Here is a 23,260-nt window from a genome sequence, read left to right as displayed (position 1 = left end):
TACATATTTCATAGCTAGATATGTGATTTACTCGCTTCAGAATGATGATTTAACCAACAATAAAAAAGGAAAATAACATGCTTAAAAAGATGATGCTAATGTGCGCACTGTGCTTTTCAACTAATTTAATGGCGGTATCACTTGCCGACAGTCATTCTGAAAGATCTGACTGTGAATCCTGCCATAAAGATAAAAAACCTTCAGCGGATTATGTTTTTGAAAATCAGCAATGTGTATCATGCCATGGAGAAATGAAAACACTCGCAGGCGAAGCTCATACTAAACATGATGGCGTTTTAACATGCACCAATTGCCATATCGCTCATCAAGAAAAAGCACCAGCAGATGCTTGCAAAGAATGCCATTAATTCACTAAAAATCTAAAACCAAAGGCCGAAGAATTATTTATTTTGAATGGAACCATTAGGCAGGATGCCACTTGACCCAACCTCCAAGGGTGTTTGCCATCTATTGCTCACAGGTGGCAATTTTTACCTCCGTTTTTATATCCTCACAATATGTGTAACGGCTCAATACTTAGCTCAGAATTCCATATCCGGCAAATAGGACAAGTTTACGTATGCTAGGTAAGCCATAGACGACTCTCAGGGGATTGTTCTCAAAAACGCCAATGCCTTTTCTAGGTCACGGGTGCGCGCCATCGGTGGCAGCGAGTTTAAAAAAGCTTGGCCATAGTAGCGATTCACAATGCGATTATCGCAAAGGATCAGCACACCGCGATCTTTTTCATCGCGAATAAGACGGCCAACACCTTGTTTCAGCGCAATAATCGCCTGCGGTAACGACACTTCAGTAAAAGGATCGAGTCCCTGACGACTCACATTGTCAGCTCGGGCGCGATACAGGGGCTCATCGGGCGACACAAAAGGTAATTTGTCGATAATCACGCAGCTTAACAATTTGCCGCGCACATCCACCCCTTCCCAAAAACTACTGGTACCGAGCAATACCGCATTGCCGAGTTGGCGAAATTTAGTCAGCAGACTCTGTTTACCCGCTTGGCCTTGTACCAGCAGCGGATACTGAGTGCGAGTTCGCAGTGCCAGCGCCGCTTGTTCGAGCATTTTATGGCTGGTAAATAAAATAAAAGTCCGTCCCTGCGCCGCATCTATCGCTTGCACGCACACATCCACCAACTGCTTTAACGCTTGCTGTTGATTGGTCACGCTCCCAAGTTGTCTCGGCACACAAAATACCGCTTGGCGGGGATAATCGAAGGGACTGTCGAGAATACTTTGCTGCGCATCGACGATACCCATTTCTCGGGCAAAATGAACAAGACTGCGGTTAACCTGCAAAGTTGCCGAGGTAAATATCCAGCTGGTTTCGGGCACAAATAACTGTTGGCACTCACGGGCAATATTGATTGGTGAAATTCGCAGCACCACAAAGCGACTACCAAATTCGATGCTGTAGGCCGCCAGATTATTATCGCAGTTAAAAAACACACTGAGCTTATCATTCAACTCTGCCAACTTAATGGCGATATCATCTAACAATTCACTGCGGCCAATATGGGCCATTAATAAATTCTGCAGCGCAGTTAATTCCGCTAATAAATCCCATGACGCCGCCGCGAGCGCTTTATTGCCCAGCACTAAACGCCAGTCGGATTCGCCGCAGGAATATAACTGATTATGCCAATCACTTAATTTAGCGAGGCAACGCTGGCAAAATTGGGCGAGTTGCCCAGTATCACTGAGTTCAGTCTGATAAATAGCGAGTAGCTTTTGAATGAAATCATCGATAGTACGACTCGAACATTGCTGGCCAAAATAGTTAACGCAAATATCGGGTAATAAATGCGCTTCATCGAAAATCACCACATCAGGATCGGGTAATAACTCGGCAAAGCCCGTGTCTTTCAGTACGCTATCGGCGAAAAATAAATGGTGGTTAACCACAATGATTTTGGCATCCAGGGCACGGCTGCGCGCCTTGCGAGTAAAGCAGACATCGTAAAAGTCGCAGCGCTTGCCAATACAGCTTTCCTTAGTGCTGACCACGAGCGGCAGCGCCGAGGAATTCTCAGGCACTGAGGTTAAGCCGCCAATATCACCATCTTTGCAGGTGCTCGCCCACTGATTGATTTTCAACAAATCATCCAACAAACGCGCATCGATATGTGTCGCCTCACTCATTTGCTTATCGAGGCGCCACTGGCACAGATAATTATTACGCCCCTTTAGTAGAGCCAGTTTAGGCTCAATCCCCAACATAGCGACCAGCGCGGGTAAGTCTTTAAAAAACAACTGCTCTTGCAAGTTTTTACTGCCCGTACTGACGATGACTTGCTTACCGCTCAATATCGCAGGGATCAAATACGCAAAGGTTTTACCTACCCCCGTACCCGCCTCAATCACCACATTGCCCTTCGCCGCTATCGCCTCACTCACTTCCTGTGCCATCTGCATCTGGCTTGTTCGCGCACTAAATCCTTGAATATGTTTAGACAATACTCCATCGGGCAAAAATGCGCGTTGCACTTCGGACGCGAGTCGACTCACCGCAGCGGCGCCTTTTAAAGCAGAAGGCTTAGCGACGGTTTCTTTAGAGGAAACATGCTTTGATGTCGGTTGGCGGGAGCGAGTCAAAGGGAGAATCAATCCTTTATCAAGGTGTTAGGGACGTCAGTGAAAACAGTACTGCAAGTCCACACAATAAATTACTGAGCGAATGCATAGTGAAACTTTATAAGCACAAACAATGGTTAGTACCGCATGCCACTGCCGTAAACAATAGCGTTAAGCTTAACAGCTCGAAGCATTATGCTGATTTGAGATAAGACTACAAGTTAGCCGCGTAATTAACGCCAATTTAAACGTCGGTATTTGCTAGCATCCGCCAAAGCATGTGCGCTAGCTGTAACAGTTCGCAAACTGCTGTCGATTTCAGCCTGCCACTAACCATTTGAAATAAATAAGCTACCTCAGCAAAGCAAAACTCTATACCATTATATACGCTCAATAACAGGATGTTTCAGTGCCCAAGCATCAATACTTAGACGCAGGTAATCAGGATGAATGATGTCAAACGTCAGTCTTATCAATTTAAAAATAAGTGACACCACAATGCTACAACGTCTACTCCAACTTTATTATTTTGATTCAACACCTTGGAGCAAAGAAGATATAGGCATTGATGGCTTATATGATGGCTCTACAGCCTCAGTTCTTGAATCCTATGTTAACTCACAAGAGGCAAAAGCCTACCTCATTTGGGTAAATGAAGTATTGGTAGGCTTTGTTCTACTAGATAGGGTTGAAGTTGAGGAAAGGCCTATCTGGGAACTAGCCGACCTCTTTATTCTTCCTAAATATCGCGGTGGTTGGATTGCGCTCGAAGTAGTCCGTCAAATATTTGAGCAGATTAGCACACCGATACTGGTCGCTACGTTCAAAGAAAATGAACTGGCTTTGCGCTTTTTTAAAGCGGTATCAAAACGATTACAGCTTAATTCAGTACGTGAGTTAATCGAGGATGAAACTACTCCGTTTTATACTTTCATCATAAATGAACACATCTAACAATCGATGTTATTCAAGTTTTTCTAAGCCACCCATTGTTTGTAGTGGTACGGTTAATTTGGCCATCTAGTTAGAATTGACCTCAGCAATGTCTACGTTTTTTGACCTTCGCCATACTTATCGTAATGTGAACTAGACGATTGTGAGTAATAGATCTTCCGCGCTTTTGTCCAAAAGTGAGCTAGGAAGCAACAGGCAGATGACATGTGATTACTGAGTCACTTGAACCTGTTTGTGTCGAGTGAAGATTGTCCCTAGGCAATTTGTCTGTCAGTCTTCCTCGGTATTCAAATTATTAATTCCTTAGCGATCAAATTGATTACAAAATTAGACATATGGATGAATCCCTACTAAAAAATAGACAGCAAATTGGGCTTGGTGATTTTTCAGGTGTTAGACGCCAGCAACCTATGTAGCAGAAAGGATGATCACTTACTCGTCTATTTTTAGCAGGAATTATTAGCCAACTGTATGCACTCTATGCCGACATGTCAAACAGAGTGATGACCACCTTAGAGCAAATGGTGCCGAAAGAAGAAGTGTATAGTATTGATGAAGCGTTTTTAGATCTATCACGCATCGATAAATGCACCAATATTCATCAGCTTGCATTAGATATTTATCAGCGAATACCGCAATGGACAGGGATCAGTGTTTGCGTTGGCATTGGGCCGACAAAGACCCTCGCCAAACTGGCAAACTATGCTGCTAAGCGTTATCCAGTAACCCGGGGCGTGGTTGATTTGCGCGACCGAGAACGCCAACGACGACTCATGGCGCTTATCCCTGTCGAGGAAGTCTGGGGAATAGGCCGTAGGCTTACGAAACGCTTGAACATCATGGGCATAAATACCGCGCTGCAATTGGCGGATGCGCATCCCAAACTTATCCGCGATACCTTTTCGGTCACCGTTGAGCGCACGGTACGCGAACTTAACGGCATTGCTTGTGATGACATACAAGAGATCGCCGCCACTAAGCAACAAATTATCAGCTCCCGCTCATTTGGCAGTCGTATTGATAACCTGGAAGCGATGCAACAGGCAATCAATGAATACACTTTTAGGGCCTGTGAAAAACTGCGCTCCGAGCGCCAGTACGCTAAAGCGATGTCGGTATTTGTGCGTACTAGCCCTTTTAGCGATGCAAGTCCCCAGTACAGCAAATCGCTGTCGGGCAGTTTAGTTCGGCCCAGCAATGATACGCGGGATTTTGTCACCCTTGGCCAAAGCCTATTGCAACGCATTTGGCGTGAAGGTCATGCCTATGCAAAGGCTGGTGTCATGTTAGGGGATTTTTTTGTGCAGGCGTGTTTCAGCTCGGATTATTCGATGACGTCACGCCTAGGCCTAAAAGCAAGGAGCTGATGCAGTTACTCGATAAAGTGAACCACAGCGGCCGCGGAAAAATTTGGTTTGCAGGACAAGGTATTGACCCAACTGGGGGGATAAAACGTGAACAGCTCTCCCCTCGTTACACCACCCAATGGGCACAACTGCCCATAGTGAAATAATCAGCAGATCCAGTGGCTAAATGACCATCTGCGAATCGCATTAATACTCTAAGCATTGGTTATTCAGTTAAGCTCACTCCACTCCTGACGACATTAATCAGAATAGGCTTATCGGCCTAAACCCATCTCACTAAGACTGTGCCAGCAAAACTCATCTCGCTTGGTAAAATAATTTTAAAAACCAATGTTTAACATTAAAAATGATAAGGCAATGAACGCAGTAGAGATATGACTAAAGCAATAAAGCAGACTTGCAAGTCTTCGCGATCTTAAAAAGATAAGCAAGGGCAAGCATGAGCTTGCCCTAAACATAGATGCGGCTTTCAACATTATTCTATTTTAAATCTCAACTAACACTAGAATACATCCAACACTATAATCCAACGATTGCAAAACCGACTTAACACTAAAATCCATCGGCGTTAGCGCTAAAATGGTATCAACATCCATCATGCTTTGCCTATTATCTCAGCCTTAACACTCTTCATCACTCAGGTCTTCAAAGTACCAGTAACCGAGGTTCACCCACTCAGTAAGCTGCGTAAGCAAATAGGCATCGGCTAACCAGGGGGCTAAGGCGGTTTTATCTAACTGATTGCTATCACATAGTAGTGGGATCACCGCGGCCAATTCGGCTGAAAGCTGACACTTATCACCATTAATATAGACAACGCCTTGTCCCACATTGATATCAAAATACAAACAACGCAGTCCGCCGAGGCGAATAAGCGGCTGCTCATCGAGCCATGCGAGCACTTCGTCTTGCGTGATGTCCAACGGCTCATCGGGTAAATCGAGGGCGCATTTAGATTGAGTTAAATAGCGGCCCGAAAACTCGCTCACCAGTTCATCGGTTAACATATTAGTCAGTTGCGTGCGTAACCGCGCTAAATCGCGATTATCAACACAACCACTGCGCGTTGTCAGCTCGCGATCTGGATCTTCAATCTGCTGTGCGCCTAAATCTTGCTCAGACAGATGATCGGCCAAAGCACTTACCATATCTTTGGCGGAAGCTGTACGATAACCTACTGAAAAACTTAAAGACTGTTCTAAGGTTATACCGTCATGGGGGAATCCTGGGGGAATATAAAGGATGTCGCCGGGCAATAACTCAGTATCGATAATCGGTTCAAAGGCTTCTGTGTGCAGCAAAGCGGGATGGGCGGCAAACTCTTTGTGCGGTCCCAGATCGCCTACGCGCCAGCGGCGACGTCCCGAACCTTGGCAAATAAACACATCATACAGATCGATATGCGGCCCCACGCCACCGCCAGGAGTGGCAAAACTCACCATCACATCATCTAAACGCCAGCGCGGAATAAAATCAAAACATTGGATCAGGGCTTCTGCATCGGGCACCCAGTTGTTCAAGGCTTGCACGATCAAAGTCCAATCCCGTTCACCGAGATGATCGTAGGAATCAAAAGGGCCAAATTCAGCCTGCCATTGCCCTGCCTGTTGGTACACTCGCCGAGATTCCACCAGCTCATCCATGGCTAACCCAGCTAACTCTTCGGGCGAGATTAAATCTTGAAAATGTTTGAATCCTTGGCGGATAACCAAAGGTTTTTTCTGCCAATATTCTGCTAAAAATTGCGCGGGCGTTAAGCCATTAATATCGAGTTGCATGGGTTGCTCACAAACCAAACTGTTATTCATAGAGGTAAATGCTAACAGGAAGCGAAACCAAGAAAGCTCGACCGGATCAACAAAGCATTAAGTCTTTTATCAGCGTTAATGTGATAGTGAATTTACTAACGTATTGAATTACAATCGGCTTATCTAAAAGCGTTGCGCTGTCAAAGACGGCAATGCTGACACATCATTTATAGAGTTCACGTAAGATCTATGCCTACATCTGCAGCTAACACTTTGGTCGTGCTCGACTTTGAAACCACGGGGCTATCGCCCAATCAAGGGGACCGCGCGATTGAAATCGGAGCTGTGCTGATTGAAAACGGCGTGATCACCCAAAGATTTTCAGAGTTGATGAACCCAGGATTTAGAATAAGTCGTTTTATTGAGGACTACACAGGGATCAGCAATCAAATGCTCAGGGATGCAGCGCCCTGCAATGAAGTAATGGCGCGTTTTGCAGACTTTATCGCCGATCATAACTTAGTCGCCCACAATGCGGCATTTGATCAGCGCTTTTTAGACGCGGAATTTGCTCAAATTCGCCATCGCTATCGAGGGCAATTTGGTTGCTCCTTGCTGGTGGCGAGACGTTTATATCAAGCGGCACCCAATCATCAGTTAGGTACTTTAGTGCGCTATAAACAGTTACCAAGCGATGGCACCTTTCACCGCGCCTTAGCCGATGCCGAAATGACTGGCCATTTGTGGCTGGCAATGCTGGCAGACCTTCAGCAAGAGTTCGGTCTCAATGCTCCCACCTTCGAGTTACTGCAAAAAATCGCCAAGAAAACCAAAGCAGATGTGCCGAAGTTTTTACGTCAATATGCGGTTAAGTGATCCCCAAAAGCAAAAAGCCGATAAATCCAAGGATTATCGGCGATGTTTCAATAAGCAAATTAAGTGCTCAACGACTTGCCAACAAAAAACAGCAAGCTCCTAGCAATAACGGCCCATCTATAACGGCTTAAGCGGCGCACTATCAATGCCGCAGGAACTGCGAACCACTAAGGTCGTCGGAATAAGCTGCGCACTCACCTCTTGTCCGCGGATAAGTTTGAGTACACTGTCGACTAAGATCTCACCGGCTAATTGGGTGTTCTGCTTAATGGTCGTTAATGGCGGATTGGCAAAACTCGCCACTGGAATATCATCATATCCCACCACTGCAACTTGTTCTGGGACTGAAATGCCCTTCTCTTTCAGCGCACGAATAGCGCCAATGGCAATCAGATCGCTAGCAGCAAAAATAGCATCAAACTGTGCGCCTTTGGCCATCAATGCCATAGCCGCATCGTAACCAGCACTTTCAGTGCTAATTGCCGACACTTGCTTAGTGCGATCGACAGCAATATTCGCCATTTGCAGCGCCTTCACATGGCCTAAATATCTGTCTCTAAACTCGGGGCTGTGGCTCGAGGCATCGCCTAAAAAAGCAAAAGCTTTACGACCAAGGGAAATCAAGTGCTCTGTTGCAATCAAGCCGCCTTGATGATTATCACAACCAATCGATAGTACTGACTTATTGTTATGCTCAGCGCCCCAGATCACAAAATGAGTATTCTGCGCGAGCAATCGCTCCAGCTTTTGCTCGTAGTCCATGTAATCGCCGTAACCAAGCAGGATAATGCCGTCAGCTTTATTACTGTCTTCATAATCGGCGTGCCAATCGCTGGACAATTGCTGAAAAGAAACCAATAAATCATAACCTTGCTGCGCCGTTGCTCGGGTAATGGAGCCAAGCATAGACAGGAAAAAAGGATTGATTAACGAGTCATCGTTGGTGGGGTCTTCACACAATAACAGCGCTAAGGTATGGCTATTTTGGGTGCGAAGATTGCTGGCATTTTTATCGACCTTATAATTCAGCTCTTTAGCAATGGTTTGAATACGTTGGCGAGTTTCTAAATTGACTAACGGGCTGTTTCTAAGGGCACGGGAAACCGTTGACTGGGATACGCCAGCACGATAAGCAATATCAATCGAGGTCGCTTTCGATGCCATAAAGAGGATTTAACCTTAGTTATTATTTTGCGTCGATACTAAAACAGTTCCACCCACTTGTATAGACGAATGCGTTAACATCCGTCTTACATTAGAGGCTCTGCTTAAATGCCGAGCTGATCGAGCAAATCATCGGCTTCATTATCAATGGCGGGTTTATCGGCCATCTTAACCCAAGGCGAAACATTCGAATTTGTGTCGTTATTTCCCCCAATCGAACTGTGCTGCTCTAACAGACTATCGGGATCGAATTCTTCATCGTAGACAAATTCATCTAAGCGAATGAATTCGGTTTTGTCCATGGCAAACTCGAGGTAGAAAATATGGTTATTCTCTGTCCTAAACGACACTCTACGGGCAACCGCATCGTCTAAGTTAGCGTCGATTGATATGGTTAGCTCTTTATTAATCGTCAACATTTTTGGCTGGCTTTGGCTGATTGACGTTTGCAATTCTTTAGAAATTTTATTAATAAAATCCCCTAGAATTTGGTTCATCAGTTCGCCCATCACATTACTCACTTCATCTGACGTATGTGAAAATGCGAGCTCAGACTCAGGCATGCCCATGTTCAGCATGTAGCGACGGTAGATTTCAATCGCTGCAGAGGCGGAAAAGTTGATCACCACTAGCCCTGAAAAACCACCATCAAAAATCGAGAAACAACCGAGATCAGGTTTAAGACGAGTACGCGCAATACTTTGTACCATACCCGCATGGGTAACATTGCTGGCACTGGTGCTAGAAAGGACGTGGGCGACTGAGTGGCATAACTTCAGTAAAATATCATCCGACGTTACGATAGTATTTGTGGTCATAATCGATTCTCAAACTGAATAATGAATTAATCTTGCGCGTAAAAGCGTAAAAAATCAAAATTAAAACAATTGATTAGCCTAATATAGCAAGATGGCAAAATTAACATAATGCTAACTTATTGATATTTAATAGATCAGATAAAACCTTCAACACAAAGCGACTTATAAAACGGCCTAACTTAATAAGAACATGCCCCATAATGCAACAGATTAAAGTTCCCTATCACTATTCTCTGCTTTAGATCAAAGAAACTCATATTTTATAACGGCTTTTACTTAATTTCTGTCACAGACGATTCAATTGAGATTGATTCGCAGGTATATTGATGCACAATAATAAGCCCTTAAGGAATCCAAATGATCACGTTTTTGCGCCGGTTTACCATTTTGCAACGCTTAATGATGATGCTCCTTATGGCCGCGATAGGGACTGTGGGTTTTGCCAGTTTTTCAATTAAAGAGCAGTACAGTAATTTAATTGAGCAGAAATGGTTGCAGATAGACGGTCAGCTCGCCAGCATGTTAAGCGTGATAGATGTGCACCGTCAGGATGCGCTCAAAGGTAAGTTTAGCGAAGCAGAAGCTAAACAAATCGCCGCGGATTTAATCAATCAAACTCGCTATTCAGGTTCCGGCTACTTCATTGTTATTGATGATAATAATCAAATCCTCGCCCACGGGGATAGCGCAAATCTTATTGGCACCTCAGCATTAACCTTCAAGTTACCTAATGGCACAAACCCCTTAGCCACTATGCTGCCATTAGCGCGTGCTAAATCGAAAACAACCCTCGAATACCCTATCGCCGATCCTATGACCCGCGCGATAGAAGACAAGCTTGCTGAAGCCCGTTACTACCCGCAATGGGGCTGGACAGTCATCACAGGCGCCTATCTTAGCGATGTCAAAGCGAGCTTAAAGTCAGTCATTATCGACTATCTGATTATCATGTTTTTGATTTCAGTGCCGATTTTTGCCTTCTTCCTTGTGCTTAACCATTCCATCACCTCACCATTAAATGATGCTATTGATGCCCTTGAAGATATTGCCCAAGGCGAAGGCGACTTAAGTCAGCGCATTAATGCTCAAGGTAAAGATGAGATTGCCCATCTCGCCCGCGCCTTCAACATGTTCGCCCAAAAAATTGGCGACATGGTCGGCCATTTACAACCTTTAGGCCAAGCATTAGATAAAGATGCAAAACAGCTTTTGATTGCAGTTGAAGAGTCCAATCAGAGTGCTGAACATATCCACAGAGAAACAGGCAGCGTCGCCACAGCCGTCAATCAAATGCTGTCGACCACCCATGAAATGGCGAGCAACACCCAGCAAGCGGCCGATGCGGCGAACAGCGTAAAAGAACAAGCGCAGCAAAGCCAAGTAGTGATCGACAACACAGTCAGCAATACAGAAAAACTGGTGGCAGAATTAAAAGCTTCTGAAGTCATCACCCAAAAGCTGGGCGTCGCCTCACAGCAAATCGGTAGCATTCTCGATGTGATCCGCAGCATTGCCGAGCAGACCAACTTGCTCGCCCTCAATGCCGCCATTGAAGCTGCTCGAGCAGGGACCCACGGCCGTGGTTTTGCCGTGGTTGCCGATGAAGTCCGCGCCCTTGCTACTCGCACCCAAGACTCGACCAATGAGATCCAAAAAATCATTAGCGAGATCCAATCCGGTGTAGGCTCAGTGATGAAGAGCAACAATCAAACTCAACTGCAATCCGATGAGCTACAGGCCCAAGCCCACGAAGCAGGTAAAGCCATGGCGGCGATTCTGCAATTGATTGCCCATATCAGTGACATGAACACACAATTAGCCAGCGCCACTGAAGAGCAATCATTGGTGACCGAAGAAATTAATCGAAATATTTGTAATATTTCGGAATTAACCGAAGTCTCAGTAAAAGCTAACGAAAGTAATAGCCATGCAGCTCAGTCACTGCAAGACATTAGCCAAGACATGTCCCGCACCTTAGGCCAGTTTAAAATCTAACTAAAGTGTATGAGAACGGCTTGACTTGTCGATTGGGGCGCCATAGGGCGCCCTTTTCTTTGGGTAAACCTTCTGGTAACGCTTGTTAACCGCTATCTCACCAATAATGAATTTCAACGACAAAATCCCATTAACCACAAATTCTCTGTCACGCTAACGTTTGATATGCGGTATGCTTTAGCCTTAAAAATCCAACCGAGACACTGCCATGCGAATGACCTTAGCCGTTCACCCTGAACAGTACACAATTCATAGCTTTAGCCCGAATGCCGTATTGCCCAGTGAGGTTTTTGCACAGGACATGTATTTTATTGGTAAGACCCAAGAAGGTTTATCTTTAGTCGTTTCCAGTGAAATGGAACTCGACAGCCTAGAGCAAGAACCGGGCTGGTGTTGCTTTGAAGTACTCGGGCCACTGGGATTTTCGATGACAGGCATTTTATCTAAAGTGTCTGGCACCTTAGCGGACGAACAAATCAGTATTTTTGCGATTTCGACCTTTGATACCGATTACATTTTAGTAAAAAATAATCGCCTCAAAAGTGCCATCGCCGCCTTGAAAAAACAGGGCTATCACATCATAGAATCGAAAGACGAAGTGTAATACCCCTTTAAATATGAGCTCATCTACTATGTACGAAAAAACAGTCACCATTACCGCCAAACATGGCATTCACACTCGCCCAGCAGCCTTACTGGTTAAAGAAGCCAAAACCTTTGACTGTGATGTCATGGTCGAATGTAATGGTAAGCAAGCCAGTGCTAAGAGTCTGTTTAAACTACAAACCTTAGGCTTATATTCTGGCGTCACGGTAAGAGTGTTTGCCGAAGGTGAACAGGCTCAGGCCGCGGTTGAGAAAGTCTCTGAGCTGCTCATTACCCTAAGCTAGGCCTTTTCTTACGCTAAAATGCGTTTATCTGCAGGTTTAACCGACACGCAAAAAACTCGTCTCGACCGTCTTGACATGCTAATGCTTTACATACAAACGCTTTACAAGCTTAGCGTCACTCAACTAGACTCGCTATCGCTAACGGACACTCAGTTCAGTGGTTAATTTAGGAAGGGATATGTCAATAACGGGGATTATAGTGTCATCGGGAATTGCCTTTGGACAGGCACTTCACCTGCTCCACACCGAACATCACCTCGATTATCGCCCTATTCCCCTGTCTAAAATCCCTCAACAACAGGGTAAATTTGCCAAAGCCTTGCAAGAACTACAGGCACAACTGACACACAGCCAAGCTGCACTCGACAGCGACTCCGAAAATTATCAGTTGATCGAAGCCGACTTATTGTTATTAGAAGACGATGAATTAATCGAGCAAGTGAACGATGCCATTCGCACCTTACAATTGTCGGCAAGTGTGGCGGTTGAACGTATTTTTGCCCATCAGGCCAATGAGTTACAATCCTTAGATGATCCCTATTTAGCCAATAGAGCCCAAGATGTGCGCTGTTTAGGCCAAAGAGTCGTCGCGGCGATAAACGGCCATTTAGCTCAAGGGCTCGAAAAACTCGATAGACCCACTATCTTATTAGCGCAGGATTTGACCCCCGCCGAATTTGCCTTACTACCACGGGAAAACCTCTGCGGTATTGTACTGAAAACGGGCGGTTTAACGAGCCATACGGCCATTTTAGCCAGAGCAGCCGGCATTCCTGCCATCTTAAGTTGTCAGTTCGACGCAGACTCTATTCCCAACGGTACGCCCTTAGTGCTCGATGCACTCGCGGGTGAACTTTGTGTCAATCCCAATCCAGACCAACAGGCAAGACTCACTGTCACCTTTCACCATGAACAAGCAAGGCGCGCAGCACTTCAAACTTACAAGGATGTCCCAGCGCAAACCCAAGACGGTCATACTGTGGGACTCATGGCAAACGTGGGTAATCTCAACGACATCACCCATGTCAGCGATGTCGGCGCAGATGGAATAGGCTTGTTTCGCACCGAATTTATGTTGATGAACGTCGCCACCCTGCCCGATGAAAAAGCCCAATACAGCTTATATTGTGATGCATTGCACGCCCTAGGCGGTAAAACCTTTACCATCCGTACCTTAGATATAGGCGCAGACAAAGAACTCCCCTGTTTATGCCAAGAAATTGAAGATAATCCCGCCTTGGGTCTTCGCGGCATTCGCTACACCTTGGCGCACCCAGAATTATTTAAAACCCAGTTGAGGGCCATTTTGCGTGCCGCTAACCATGGCCCGATCCGTTTGATGTTCCCTATGGTCAATCAAGTCGAAGAATTGGACGAGGTGTTTGCACTCATTGCCCAGTGCCAAGATGCCTTGGAAGAAGAAGAGAAAGGCTATGGCGAACTTAGCTACGGTATCGTTGTCGAAACCCCTGCTGCGGTATTCAACCTCAACGCTATGCTGCCAAGACTCGATTTTGTCAGCATTGGCACCAACGATTTAACCCAATATGCAATGGCAGCCGATAGGACAAACCCGCAGCTTACCCGTGACTATCCGTCCCTTTCGCCTGCCATTTTAGCCTTAATTAACATGACAATAACCCAAGCTAAGGCCGCTAATGTTAAAGTTTCTCTGTGCGGTGAACTCGCCAGTTCACCGCAAATTGCGCCGCTGTTAATCGGCATGGGGTTGGACGAACTCAGTGTTAACTTAAGCTCACTCTTAGAAGTGAAAGCGGCCATTTGCCAAGGCAGCATCACACAATTTTCGGCATTAGCTCACACGGCATTACAACAAGATAGAATTGCAAGCTTACAGCAGTGTATAACAAGCTATAAATAGAGACATTTATTCGTTATGCTGCATTACAGAACAAAAACAATGACAAAAACAAGCAAAAGAGGCTCTAGATTATGGGATTTTTAAGCCGAATAAGGCGCTTGGTATCGGGCCAGACTCAATTAGCTGGCGGTATCATGGTATATGCCCCCGTTTCCGGCGATATCGTCGCCATTGAAAAAGTCCCCGACGTGGTTTTTGCTGAAAAGATTGTCGGTGATGGCATCGCTATCGCTCCCAAAGGCGAATTAATTCTGGCGCCTATCGACGGCACCATAGGTAAAATTTTTGAGACAAATCATGCATTCAGTATTGAGTCTCCCCAAGGTTTAGAGCTATTTGTTCACTTTGGTGTAGGTACAGTCGAGCTGAGAGGCAAAGGGTTTAAACGTTTGGCCCAGGAAGGTCAAGAAGTGAAAGTCGGCGATCCGATCCTGTCATTCGATATTGATTACCTTAAAGATCAAGTCGACAGCCTACTCACTCCTGTCGTGCTGGCGAACATGGAAGATGTCAAATACCTCGACAAAGCCCAAGGCAGTGTCACCGCAGGTAAAGACGTGATCTTTACGGTACAGCTCTAATCAAGCTTTACTTTAAGTGTTTGAATTAGCAGTTTGAAAATATCCTTGATTGATATAAAAAGGCTGGCTCCCCCAAAGGCGCCAGCCTTTTATTTATCTCCACTTTCCTCGCGAAGAGACCTGTCTGATAGCTGAAATATTTTCATCGCAAAACCGACATAATGTTTCAAACTGATTTAAAACAGAATAAACCAAATATCAACCACCCAGATATAGGATTGAATGACAATCGAAAGCACGTTTGCAAGGTGGCGATTTGCAGGCCGAGTAGACTAAGACAACCAGGCCAACAAAACTCCCTATCCTGTATAGCGAGTGCTATTCGAGCGTCAGAGTTTCGGCTTACATTGGTCACAAAAAGCAAAAAGATCAATGCACCCGCTGGCTCTCGAACGAAATCATGACTATACATCTAAAGGTGCTTTTAATATTACAGAGGAATAACAATGAAGTTCAGTCATAAGATTGTCGCCGCATCCTCTGCGTTACTGTTAGTGACAGTAACGCTTCTAACGACCAAACAATACTACTCGATTCAGAATGAAATGCAGGCACAGGTGGAAGCCAGTGTCACCGAAATCGTCGATGGGGTTAGAAATACGGTTTCATCGGAAATTGAAGCCCGTAAACAATTGGCAGCTTATACGACCAGCCTACTGGAACAAGATCTCACGCCCGCACACATCAGCGCAGTCATCACTCGCCCCATAGTTAAAAATGCATTTATTCTCGTCGGTTTAGGTTATGAAAAAGATGGCACGAATATCAATAATAATCCTAGCTGGGATCCGGGTGCGGGATGGAACCCAAGAGTAAGGCCTTGGTATCTCGATGCAAAACAAGCCGATAAATTAATCATCACGGCTCCCTATGCGGACTCAGCCTCCGGTGAAATTCTCGTCTCAATTGCGACGCCCGTGAAAGATCAAGGTACATTCATCGGTGCCATTTTCTACGATGTTAGCTTGGTCGGGTTAGCCAAACTCGTCAATGAGGTCAAACTCTTCAACGCTGGCCATGTGTTTATTGTTTCTGGGGATGGAACGACCATAGCCCACCCAGAGGAAAAACGAAATGGCACTCTTATGGCCGATTATTTACCCAATGTCAAAGTGATGGAAACGCCACAAAAAGTAACCATAGAGGGAAAAAGCTTCACCTTGGATTTCTCACGCGTTGCGGGAGAGGACTGGTATGTTGGTGTTATCTTGGATGAGGAGATTGCCTATGCTGCAGTGACGGACTTACGCAATAGCTCTATTCTCTATTCCGTTATCGCCTTAATCATCAGTATCACAACCCTACTACTATTGATCACAACCTTAATGCGCCCATTACAAACATTAAACGATGCAATTCAAGATGTTGCTTCTGGCGAAGGTGATTTGACTCAACGCTTAAATACTAAAACAGACACTGAGTTTTCAGCGTTAGCCTTGGGATTCAATACCTTCACGGCAAATCTACAACAGTTGATCATTCAATCTAAATCCATTGGCCAGCTCATCCATAAAAGTTCAGAAATGACATCGCTAGAATTACAGCAATCTACTGATGCCATGAACTCGCAACTGCATGAACTAGAACAACTTGCAACTGCCATGCACGAAATGGCAACCACTTCAACTGACGTAGCCCGTAATGCCCAAGGCGCGGCTTCTGCTGCGAAAGAAGCAGATGAAGCGACAAGTGTAGGTTCTAAAATCGTCAGCGATACAACTGATGCCATTAATGCCCTGTCATCAAAAATCGATATGGCCGTCACTGAAGTCAAAACATTAGAATCTGCAACTGACAACATTGCCACAATATTGAAAGTGATCAATGACATTGCAGATCAAACAAATTTATTAGCCTTAAATGCCGCCATTGAGGCAGCAAGAGCCGGTGATTCTGGTCGTGGTTTTGCTGTGGTAGCAGATGAAGTCAGAACCCTCGCCCAAAGGACTCAACAATCTACAACTCAAATCCGTAACATGATAGAGCAACTTCAAGCAGGAGCAAGTGCTGTTGCAGAGGTAATGAGCCAAAGTAAAGATAATGCAGAAGATGCGGTTACACGCGCCCAAGGTGCTAATACCGCATTAAACAAAATTCGTGAAGCAATATTACAGATAAGTGATATGAACCTACAAATTGCCTCTGCAGCAGAAGAGCAGAGTTTAGTAGCTGAAGAAATTAACAATAATACTATCAGGATCAAAGATTTATCAGTCCAAGTTTCTGACACTGCAGTTCATGCAAATACAGCCATGCATACGCAAACTCAATACATCAAAGAACAAGATGCAATCCTTAATAAATTCATAGTCTAAGCCAGTGAGCCATGATTTTATCCATGGCTCACCATGACATCTACTAACAACAGGACCTCATCATGAGCAAAATAACGTTGTTCGTCATAGTTAGCATGCTTCAGATCCCACTACAGGCTAATGCCCAAACAACCACAGAAGAGTCGGAACGACTGCAACAACTCGAGCAAAGAGTTAAAGAGCTGGAGCAACAAGCCAAAGCGGAGCCTGCCAGTCCCTCATTGCAATCCTCCCTACAAGACAGTCGTTTTATCCTCTACGGTTCACTACGTCCGACCTTAGAATACCAAGACAAAGGTGAGGATGTGTGGGATATCGGCGATGCACTCTCCCGCTTAGGGGTTAAAGCTGAAACCGAGTTCGCCTCTGGTTGGCGTGCCATTGCCCAAGGTGAATGGAAAATCCGTCTCGATGACAATGGCCGATTCGGCGAGGCGAGACTCGCCTTTGCGGGGATAGATTCTCCCTATGGCAAGTTGACTTTTGGGCGCCAAAGGCCGGTGCAGTACACGTTAGTCGCTGAATATGTCGATATCTTTAACAATGCGAATAGCCCCTTTGGTTATAACCAAGAGAGTCCATTTTTTGTTGATAATGCCTTGATCTATGAGCTTAACATTAAGCCAATCACCTTAATGGCTTCAGCCATTTTTGATGGTAACTCAGGTGGCAGTGGTACCGATGTAATTAATGTCGGCGCAGGATTTAACCAGAGTGGATTTCACGTAGGTATCGCCTACTTACAACAGGATACCTATGTGAACGATATTATGACTGGAGAAGAACAACTGGCCGGGGGCGTCATTTCCTATGAATTTAGCAATGGCATATATGCCGCCGTTGGTTATCAGCATAAAGACTACGAATTTGAAACCGCAGTCAATAGAACCGGTAATACATTTGATAGCGCCATCGCGATTCCAGTTGCGAAAGCTTATAAGCTGAAACTAGGATACTTCAGGTTTGAAGATGGGATAGAAGATACCAGCAGCCAAAATTATGATGGATACAATCTCACCTTAGAGTGGCAAGCCGCAACAAATGTCCGCATGCATTTAGAATATTTACAACAAAATAATGATCAACGTGAAGACGACACTATCATAGCCTTAGGCATTCGCTATGATTTTGATTTAAATTGGCAACTTTAGTCAACGCCATCCCATTACCGTTAAGCCCGCAGCGCACTCAATGAAGCGTGCTATACGGCATCAGTAAGCAGCAAGATATGACTAAACGCTCTGAGGGCGTTTGGTTACATAAAGTGACAGACATCACCCGATAATCCCAATACGCTTCAAGCACACTGACATTTTATGCTCACGCTATCTCAGTAACACATCCCACTTGTGACATGCGGCGCACAATGCCACAATGCCAGCAAAATCAATGCTTGCAAGCCAAGCGTCCATCCACACTGGAGCATCATTTTGACCCTCTACGGTATTAAGAATTGCGATACAGTGCGTAAAGCACGTAAATGGATTGAAAATCATCAACTTCCAGTTCATTTCCATGATTTTAGAGATGACGGCCTACGTCAAGAAGACCTCGAATTCTGGTGTAACACCTCAGGCTGGGAAACCGTATTCAATAAGCGCAGCACGAGCTTTCGTGCGCTCAGTGACGCAGATAAAACCGATATCGATCAAGCCAAAGCCATTCAACTTATGCTGGCGCAACCGACACTGATCAAACGCCCCGTCTTAGTCGTCGGTGAACAAGTGCTGATTGGCTTTGATGAAGCCGCCTATAAAAGAGTATTCTCAGTATGATGCCAGCCGACAATTATCCCGTTACAGAACTGACAAAAGCGCTGATCGCCCGCCCTTCGGTGACGCCGCTTGATGAAGGCTGCCAAACCTTAATGGCAGAAAGACTCAGCGCCATCGGCTTTAATATCGAACCTATGGTATTTGAAGACACCACCAATATGTGGGCTCGCCGTGGTAATGAAGGCCCCATTTTTTGTTTTGCGGGTCACACAGACGTTGTGCCGACAGGCGATGTGAGCCGCTGGCACACGCCGCCTTTTGTGCCCACCATCATTGATGGCTACTTATATGGCCGAGGCGCAGCGGACATGAAAGGCTCACTGGCGGCTATGATCATTGCCACCGAGCGGTTTGTGGCTAAACATCCCGATCATCATGGCTCTATCGCCTTTTTGATCACCAGCGATGAAGAAGGCCCATTTATTAACGGTACGACGCGAGTCATTGATACCTTAGAAGCGCGCAACGAGAAGATCACTTGGGCATTAGTCGGCGAACCCTCATCAACCCTAAAGCTGGGCGATGTGGTCAAAAATGGTCGCCGCGGCAGTTTAACCGGCAACTTAACCGTGAAAGGCATTCAAGGCCACGTGGCCTATCCACACCTTGCCGATAATCCAATCCACAAAGCCGCGCCTTTCTTAGCCGAGCTAAGTCAAATGCACTGGGATAATGGCAATGAGTTCTTTCCGCCCACCAGCTTCCAAATCGCCAATATTAATGGCGGCACAGGTGCATCAAATGTGATCCCTGGCGCACTGGAAGTGATGTTTAACTTCCGTTACTCCACCGAAGTGACCGCCGAAATCTTGATTGAGCGAGTTGAAACTCTACTGAAAGCCTATGAGCTAGATTACGATATCAGCTGGATTTTCAATGGCCTACCATTTTTAACCGGTGATGGCCCGTTATTAGATGCAACCCGTATCGCGATCCGCCAAGTCACAGGTTATGAAACCGATCCACAAACCACAGGCGGCACGTCAGACGGTCGCTTTATCGCGCCAACGGGTGCCAAAGTGTTAGAGCTTGGCCCTGTCAACGCCACCATTCATAAAGTGAATGAATGCGTTAAAGTGGACGACCTTGAGCAGTTAGCCCTGTGTTATGAAGTCATTTTGGAACAATTACTGTGTTAGCACACCTTAAGATCCGTCCCGAAACCGCAAAGCTTTACGGCTTAAGCTCCCCTGAATTAGTGGATTATTTAAGCCCGTATCACCTTGGTTATCATAGCTTTGGGTTAGAGGAGAACACAGCTATCGCTTTTAAGTCTATGGCGGCAAAAGCTGAAGATGCGGGCATAAAACTCGCTATTTGCTCAGCTCATCGTCCCTTTGAACGGCAACTGGCAATTTGGAATGCCAAGGCTAGCGGTAAACGCGCGGTATTGGATGCCAATGAGTTACCGGTCAATATTCAGGGCTTAAGTGACGATGCCATAGTTGACTTGATTTTGCTCTGGTCGGCGTTGCCCGGCGCTTCACGCCACCATTGGGGTACCGATCTCGATGTGTTCGATGCGGCTCAAATTGATGTTAAAGCCCTGCGCCTTGTTGAAGCTGAATATGTTCAGGGTGGTCCCTGCGCTAAATTGCATGCTTGGCTGGTAGAAAATGCCCATCATTTTGGCTTTTACTTCCCGTTTCAGCAGGGACAAAGTGCGGTGAGCCCAGAACCTTGGCACATCAGCTATTTCCCTATTTCACAATTATTGCTGCCGCAATTTGATCGTGCGGAATTAGCCACACTGTTAGCAAACAGTGATATGTTGCTCAAAGATGCAGTACTCGCCCGATTAGACTGTCTAATAGATGAATATGTGCTGCGTATCGCTCAGCCCTAATCGCGAAATACTCGCCAAGATCAGTCAACAAAGGTTAAGCCTAGCGCTATATCGTCAAAATGGGCGCCAAAATGCTTTTTAACACAATGATATATTTGATTAAGTAGGTTTTATGGATTTTTCTTCACACCGTCAGCAGCTTGTTATTGCCGATCGAAAATTAAGTTACCTTGATGTCGGCTCAGGCCCTGTATTGTTGTTTGGGCACAGTTATTTATGGGATAGCGCTATGTGGGCGCCTCAAATTGCCACCTTAAGCGCCCAATATCGCTGCATAGTGCCTGAACTTTGGGGCCATGGTCAGTCAGATTTACTGCCCAATAACAGCAAAACGCTACTCGATATTGCCGATCAAATGCTTGAGCTAATGGATGCTCTTGAGATAACTCACTTTAGTGTTGTCGGACAATCTGTCGGTGCTATGTGGGGCGCAGAATTGGTACTGAAAGCACCAACAAGAGTTAAAACCCTCGTTATGCTCAACAGTTTTATCGGTTTCGAACCCGAAGTCACCCGTGCGAAATATGATGGCATGCTGGATATGATCAGCGCCGCTAAGGCGATCCCTGCGCCGCTGATCAGTGCAATTTCACCTTTATTCTTCGCCAATGATGCCGAGAATAACACGCCCGAACTGGTTACGGGCTTTGAACAGTCCCTTGCCAGTATCACAGCGGAGCAAATCCCCACGATAGTTAAACTTGGACGAATGATTTTTGGTCGTCGCGATACCATGGAATACGCCGAGCAATTGACGCGGCCCTGCCTCATCATGGCTGGCGTGGAAGATAAGGCCCGCAGCGTATTGGAAAGTTACCTGATGAGTGATGCCATTGACGGCAGCCAACTTGTGCATATTCCTGCTGCAGGACACATATCAACTCTCGAACAAGCGGAATTTATTAACCAACATTTAGCCGATTTTCTGGCTAAATATTATTAATCAATCGCTAAATCTACGCTTCAAGGTGCGAAAACTCGCATCTTGAAGATGAGTATTTCTACTTAGCACATGTTACCAAGATGTGCTTATATCAATATTGCTCACCCATACTTAATTCCTATTTTATGGATAAATACATTAGGCTTTACTTTATTAAAGTCTGTTATTGAGCACGCCTCGTTTCATTAAACTCACCTGTGAAACCTCTATTAACAATTAAAGACGTTGTTTTTGTTCCAAGCGGCTTAAAAAATGTTGCACAAAGGTGAAATCTACTAATTATCAACTACCTTTATACTGTATTCCCTCAACAAGGTATTATGCCATGAGAAAAAGTACAGTTGCCCTCTGCGTATTCAGCACACTTTATATGCCGTCTCTTTATGCCGATGTTCAAATAAATGGATTTGCCTCTATTGTCGCGGGCTCAAGTCTAAGTGACGATAAAAGCTATTATGGTTACGATAAAGAACTCGATTTTAATAATGATTCCAAAGTTGCCTTACAATTTACCGCCGATCTTGGTAGTGGCTTAAGAGCGACTGCACAAGTGCTATCCAGAGGCAGTAACGATTATAGCGCTGAATTCGAATGGGCTTATATCTCCTATGACATCAGCGACAAACTTATGCTTATGGCAGGTCGCCAACGTTTTAATCTCTATAAATACTCCGATTATATTGATGTAGGCTATGCCTATCACTGGATCACTCCGCCCCGCGGAGTTTATTCCCTGCCATTTAATTCAGGTGAAGGTGTAGGCTTAGTTTATGCCGATTTATGGGGCGATACCGAAGTAGGTTTGACCTATAAATACATTACCACTTCAGTTTCTGACTACTCGCCTACAGGTTCATCAACACCTCCTGCGCCCTTCTCCGCCGAGGGCCACATAATGAACTTTAACTTTGTAACCTCAGGGTTTGAGTACGGTTTAAATATTGGCATAGTTACCGATTTCTCCTACGAATTACCCGCACTGCTTGGCTTAGGTAATGCAATTTCTCAAACAGGACTCTTTACTCAGCAAGTAGTTGATGATCTTTTACCGATTAATGACAGCGCGTTACTCATTGGCGCTAACGTTAAATATGATACTGAAAAATGGTTTATTTTGGCCGAATACACGCGAATTGATGTCGATCCCAGTAGCTTTAATATTCAAGATTCAGCCTTTGTTTCCGGCGGGATCCGCTATCACGATTTCACCTTCCACTTAACCTACGGTATTGATAAAGGTGAGCCTCAATACGATGCCTATGACGCTATGTTACCTGTTTACAATGGTCTGCCACCGGCAAACCAAGCTGCACTCGCACCGCTTGTTTTTGGTACACAAGCGGCGCTTGAAGCACAACAGGAAGACAGCGCCTACTACATCATAGGCACCCGCTGGGATTTCCATCCTTCTGCCGCACTGAAACTAGAGTACACCAACTACAGTAACGACAAACCGTCCTCCGATGAACAGTTGCTGAGTATGGCAATAGACTTAGTTTTTTAAGGAGTTAA

General features: G+C 45.3%; 21 protein-coding genes. 17 read left to right on the top strand and 4 right to left on the bottom strand.

The genetic code is table 11. The features are described 5' to 3' along the window. Positions 1-77 precede the first annotated feature (77 nt). Positions 78-368 carry a cytochrome c3 family protein gene (locus tag L5L98_RS04120; RefSeq protein WP_028759787.1) on the top strand — a complete coding sequence of 97 codons (291 nt, stop codon included), beginning with the start codon at positions 78-80 and terminating at the stop codon, positions 366-368. Between the two features lie 237 nt (positions 369-605). Here the strand turns inward: L5L98_RS04120 and L5L98_RS04115 are convergent, their stop codons facing one another. Continuing rightward, complete coding sequence (locus tag L5L98_RS04115; RefSeq protein WP_263138748.1) at positions 606-2,615, bottom strand: ATP-dependent DNA helicase; 2,010 nt, start codon at positions 2,613-2,615, stop codon at positions 606-608. Positions 2,616-3,047: 432 nt separating this feature from the next. Between L5L98_RS04115 and L5L98_RS04110 the strand changes: the two genes are divergently transcribed. The 3 genes from L5L98_RS04110 to L5L98_RS04100 all read left to right on the top strand — a co-directional run bounded on the left by L5L98_RS04110 (position 3,048) and on the right by L5L98_RS04100 (position 5,061). After that, positions 3,048-3,548, top strand: coding sequence for a GNAT family N-acetyltransferase (locus L5L98_RS04110; RefSeq protein ID WP_263138745.1), 501 nt, complete (start codon positions 3,048-3,050; stop codon positions 3,546-3,548). Between the two features lie 488 nt (positions 3,549-4,036). After that, complete coding sequence (locus L5L98_RS04105) at positions 4,037-4,915, top strand: Y-family DNA polymerase (protein ID WP_263138741.1); 879 nt, start codon at positions 4,037-4,039, stop codon at positions 4,913-4,915. Next, positions 4,915-5,061, top strand: coding sequence for a DUF4113 domain-containing protein (locus tag L5L98_RS04100; protein WP_263138739.1), 147 nt, complete (start codon positions 4,915-4,917; stop codon positions 5,059-5,061). Before L5L98_RS04105 ends, L5L98_RS04100 begins: the two co-directional genes overlap by 1 nt. 474 nt (positions 5,062-5,535) lie before the next feature. Here the strand turns inward: L5L98_RS04100 and L5L98_RS04095 are convergent, their stop codons facing one another. Next, a complete protein-coding gene (locus L5L98_RS04095) occupies positions 5,536-6,693 on the bottom strand; it encodes a cupin domain-containing protein (protein WP_113939614.1) in 1,158 nt (385 codons plus the stop codon). 219 nt (positions 6,694-6,912) lie between these two features. Here L5L98_RS04095 and L5L98_RS04090 point away from each other — a divergent pair, with 219 nt between their 5' ends. Further along, on the top strand, positions 6,913-7,539 hold the full coding sequence (locus L5L98_RS04090) for a PolC-type DNA polymerase III (RefSeq protein WP_105252595.1): 627 nt from the start codon (positions 6,913-6,915) through the stop codon (positions 7,537-7,539). A 117-nt stretch (positions 7,540-7,656) separates the two neighbouring features. Here the strand turns inward: L5L98_RS04090 and L5L98_RS04085 are convergent, their stop codons facing one another. Together L5L98_RS04085 and L5L98_RS04080 are read right to left on the bottom strand one after the other, a co-directional pair. After that, complete coding sequence (locus tag L5L98_RS04085; protein WP_113939612.1) at positions 7,657-8,703, bottom strand: LacI family DNA-binding transcriptional regulator; 1,047 nt, start codon at positions 8,701-8,703, stop codon at positions 7,657-7,659. A 104-nt stretch (positions 8,704-8,807) separates the two neighbouring features. Continuing rightward, complete coding sequence (locus L5L98_RS04080; protein ID WP_263138736.1) at positions 8,808-9,521, bottom strand: DUF3334 family protein; 714 nt, start codon at positions 9,519-9,521, stop codon at positions 8,808-8,810. A gap of 357 nt (positions 9,522-9,878) precedes the next feature. Between L5L98_RS04080 and L5L98_RS04075 the strand changes: the two genes are divergently transcribed. The 12 genes from L5L98_RS04075 to L5L98_RS04020 all read left to right on the top strand — a co-directional run bounded on the left by L5L98_RS04075 (position 9,879) and on the right by L5L98_RS04020 (position 23,252). After that, on the top strand, positions 9,879-11,516 hold the full coding sequence (locus L5L98_RS04075; protein ID WP_263138733.1) for a methyl-accepting chemotaxis protein: 1,638 nt from the start codon (positions 9,879-9,881) through the stop codon (positions 11,514-11,516). Between the two features lie 208 nt (positions 11,517-11,724). Further along, positions 11,725-12,120 (top strand): ACT domain-containing protein, encoded by a 396-nt coding sequence (locus tag L5L98_RS04070; RefSeq protein ID WP_028760054.1) that lies wholly within the window; start codon positions 11,725-11,727, stop codon positions 12,118-12,120. A gap of 28 nt (positions 12,121-12,148) precedes the next feature. Next, positions 12,149-12,406: an HPr family phosphocarrier protein gene (locus L5L98_RS04065; protein ID WP_028760055.1), complete on the top strand. Its 258-nt coding sequence runs from the start codon at positions 12,149-12,151 to the stop codon at positions 12,404-12,406. Positions 12,407-12,584: 178 nt separating this feature from the next. After that, positions 12,585-14,288 (top strand): phosphoenolpyruvate--protein phosphotransferase, encoded by a 1,704-nt coding sequence (gene ptsP / locus L5L98_RS04060; RefSeq protein ID WP_113939609.1) that lies wholly within the window; start codon positions 12,585-12,587, stop codon positions 14,286-14,288. A gap of 71 nt (positions 14,289-14,359) precedes the next feature. Further along, positions 14,360-14,869 carry a PTS glucose transporter subunit IIA gene (gene crr / locus L5L98_RS04055; RefSeq protein WP_006081821.1) on the top strand — a complete coding sequence of 170 codons (510 nt, stop codon included), beginning with the start codon at positions 14,360-14,362 and terminating at the stop codon, positions 14,867-14,869. Between the two features lie 446 nt (positions 14,870-15,315). Beyond that, a complete protein-coding gene (locus L5L98_RS04050; RefSeq protein WP_263138729.1) occupies positions 15,316-17,184 on the top strand; it encodes a methyl-accepting chemotaxis protein in 1,869 nt (622 codons plus the stop codon). 62 nt (positions 17,185-17,246) lie between these two features. Then, a complete protein-coding gene (locus L5L98_RS04045; protein WP_263138727.1) occupies positions 17,247-18,335 on the top strand; it encodes a porin in 1,089 nt (362 codons plus the stop codon). A 279-nt stretch (positions 18,336-18,614) separates the two neighbouring features. Continuing rightward, a complete protein-coding gene (locus tag L5L98_RS04040; RefSeq protein ID WP_263138725.1) occupies positions 18,615-18,959 on the top strand; it encodes an ArsC family reductase in 345 nt (114 codons plus the stop codon). Next, a complete protein-coding gene (dapE, locus tag L5L98_RS04035; RefSeq protein WP_263138954.1) occupies positions 18,959-20,098 on the top strand; it encodes a succinyl-diaminopimelate desuccinylase in 1,140 nt (379 codons plus the stop codon). Before L5L98_RS04040 ends, dapE begins: the two co-directional genes overlap by 1 nt. After that, on the top strand, positions 20,092-20,805 hold the full coding sequence (locus L5L98_RS04030) for a M15 family metallopeptidase (RefSeq protein WP_263138724.1): 714 nt from the start codon (positions 20,092-20,094) through the stop codon (positions 20,803-20,805). The genes dapE and L5L98_RS04030 overlap by 7 nt, the downstream gene beginning before the upstream one ends. 112 nt (positions 20,806-20,917) lie before the next feature. Continuing rightward, positions 20,918-21,748 carry an alpha/beta fold hydrolase gene (locus tag L5L98_RS04025; RefSeq protein WP_263138723.1) on the top strand — a complete coding sequence of 277 codons (831 nt, stop codon included), beginning with the start codon at positions 20,918-20,920 and terminating at the stop codon, positions 21,746-21,748. 325 nt (positions 21,749-22,073) lie between these two features. Then, positions 22,074-23,252: a porin gene (locus tag L5L98_RS04020; protein WP_219251553.1), complete on the top strand. Its 1,179-nt coding sequence runs from the start codon at positions 22,074-22,076 to the stop codon at positions 23,250-23,252. Positions 23,253-23,260: the final 8 nt, after the last annotated feature.

It is taken from the genome of Shewanella sp. SM23, assembly GCF_025654295.1.
Classification (GTDB): domain Bacteria; phylum Pseudomonadota; class Gammaproteobacteria; order Enterobacterales; family Shewanellaceae; genus Shewanella; species Shewanella oncorhynchi.
This window is presented reverse-complemented; position numbering and strand designations above follow the sequence as displayed.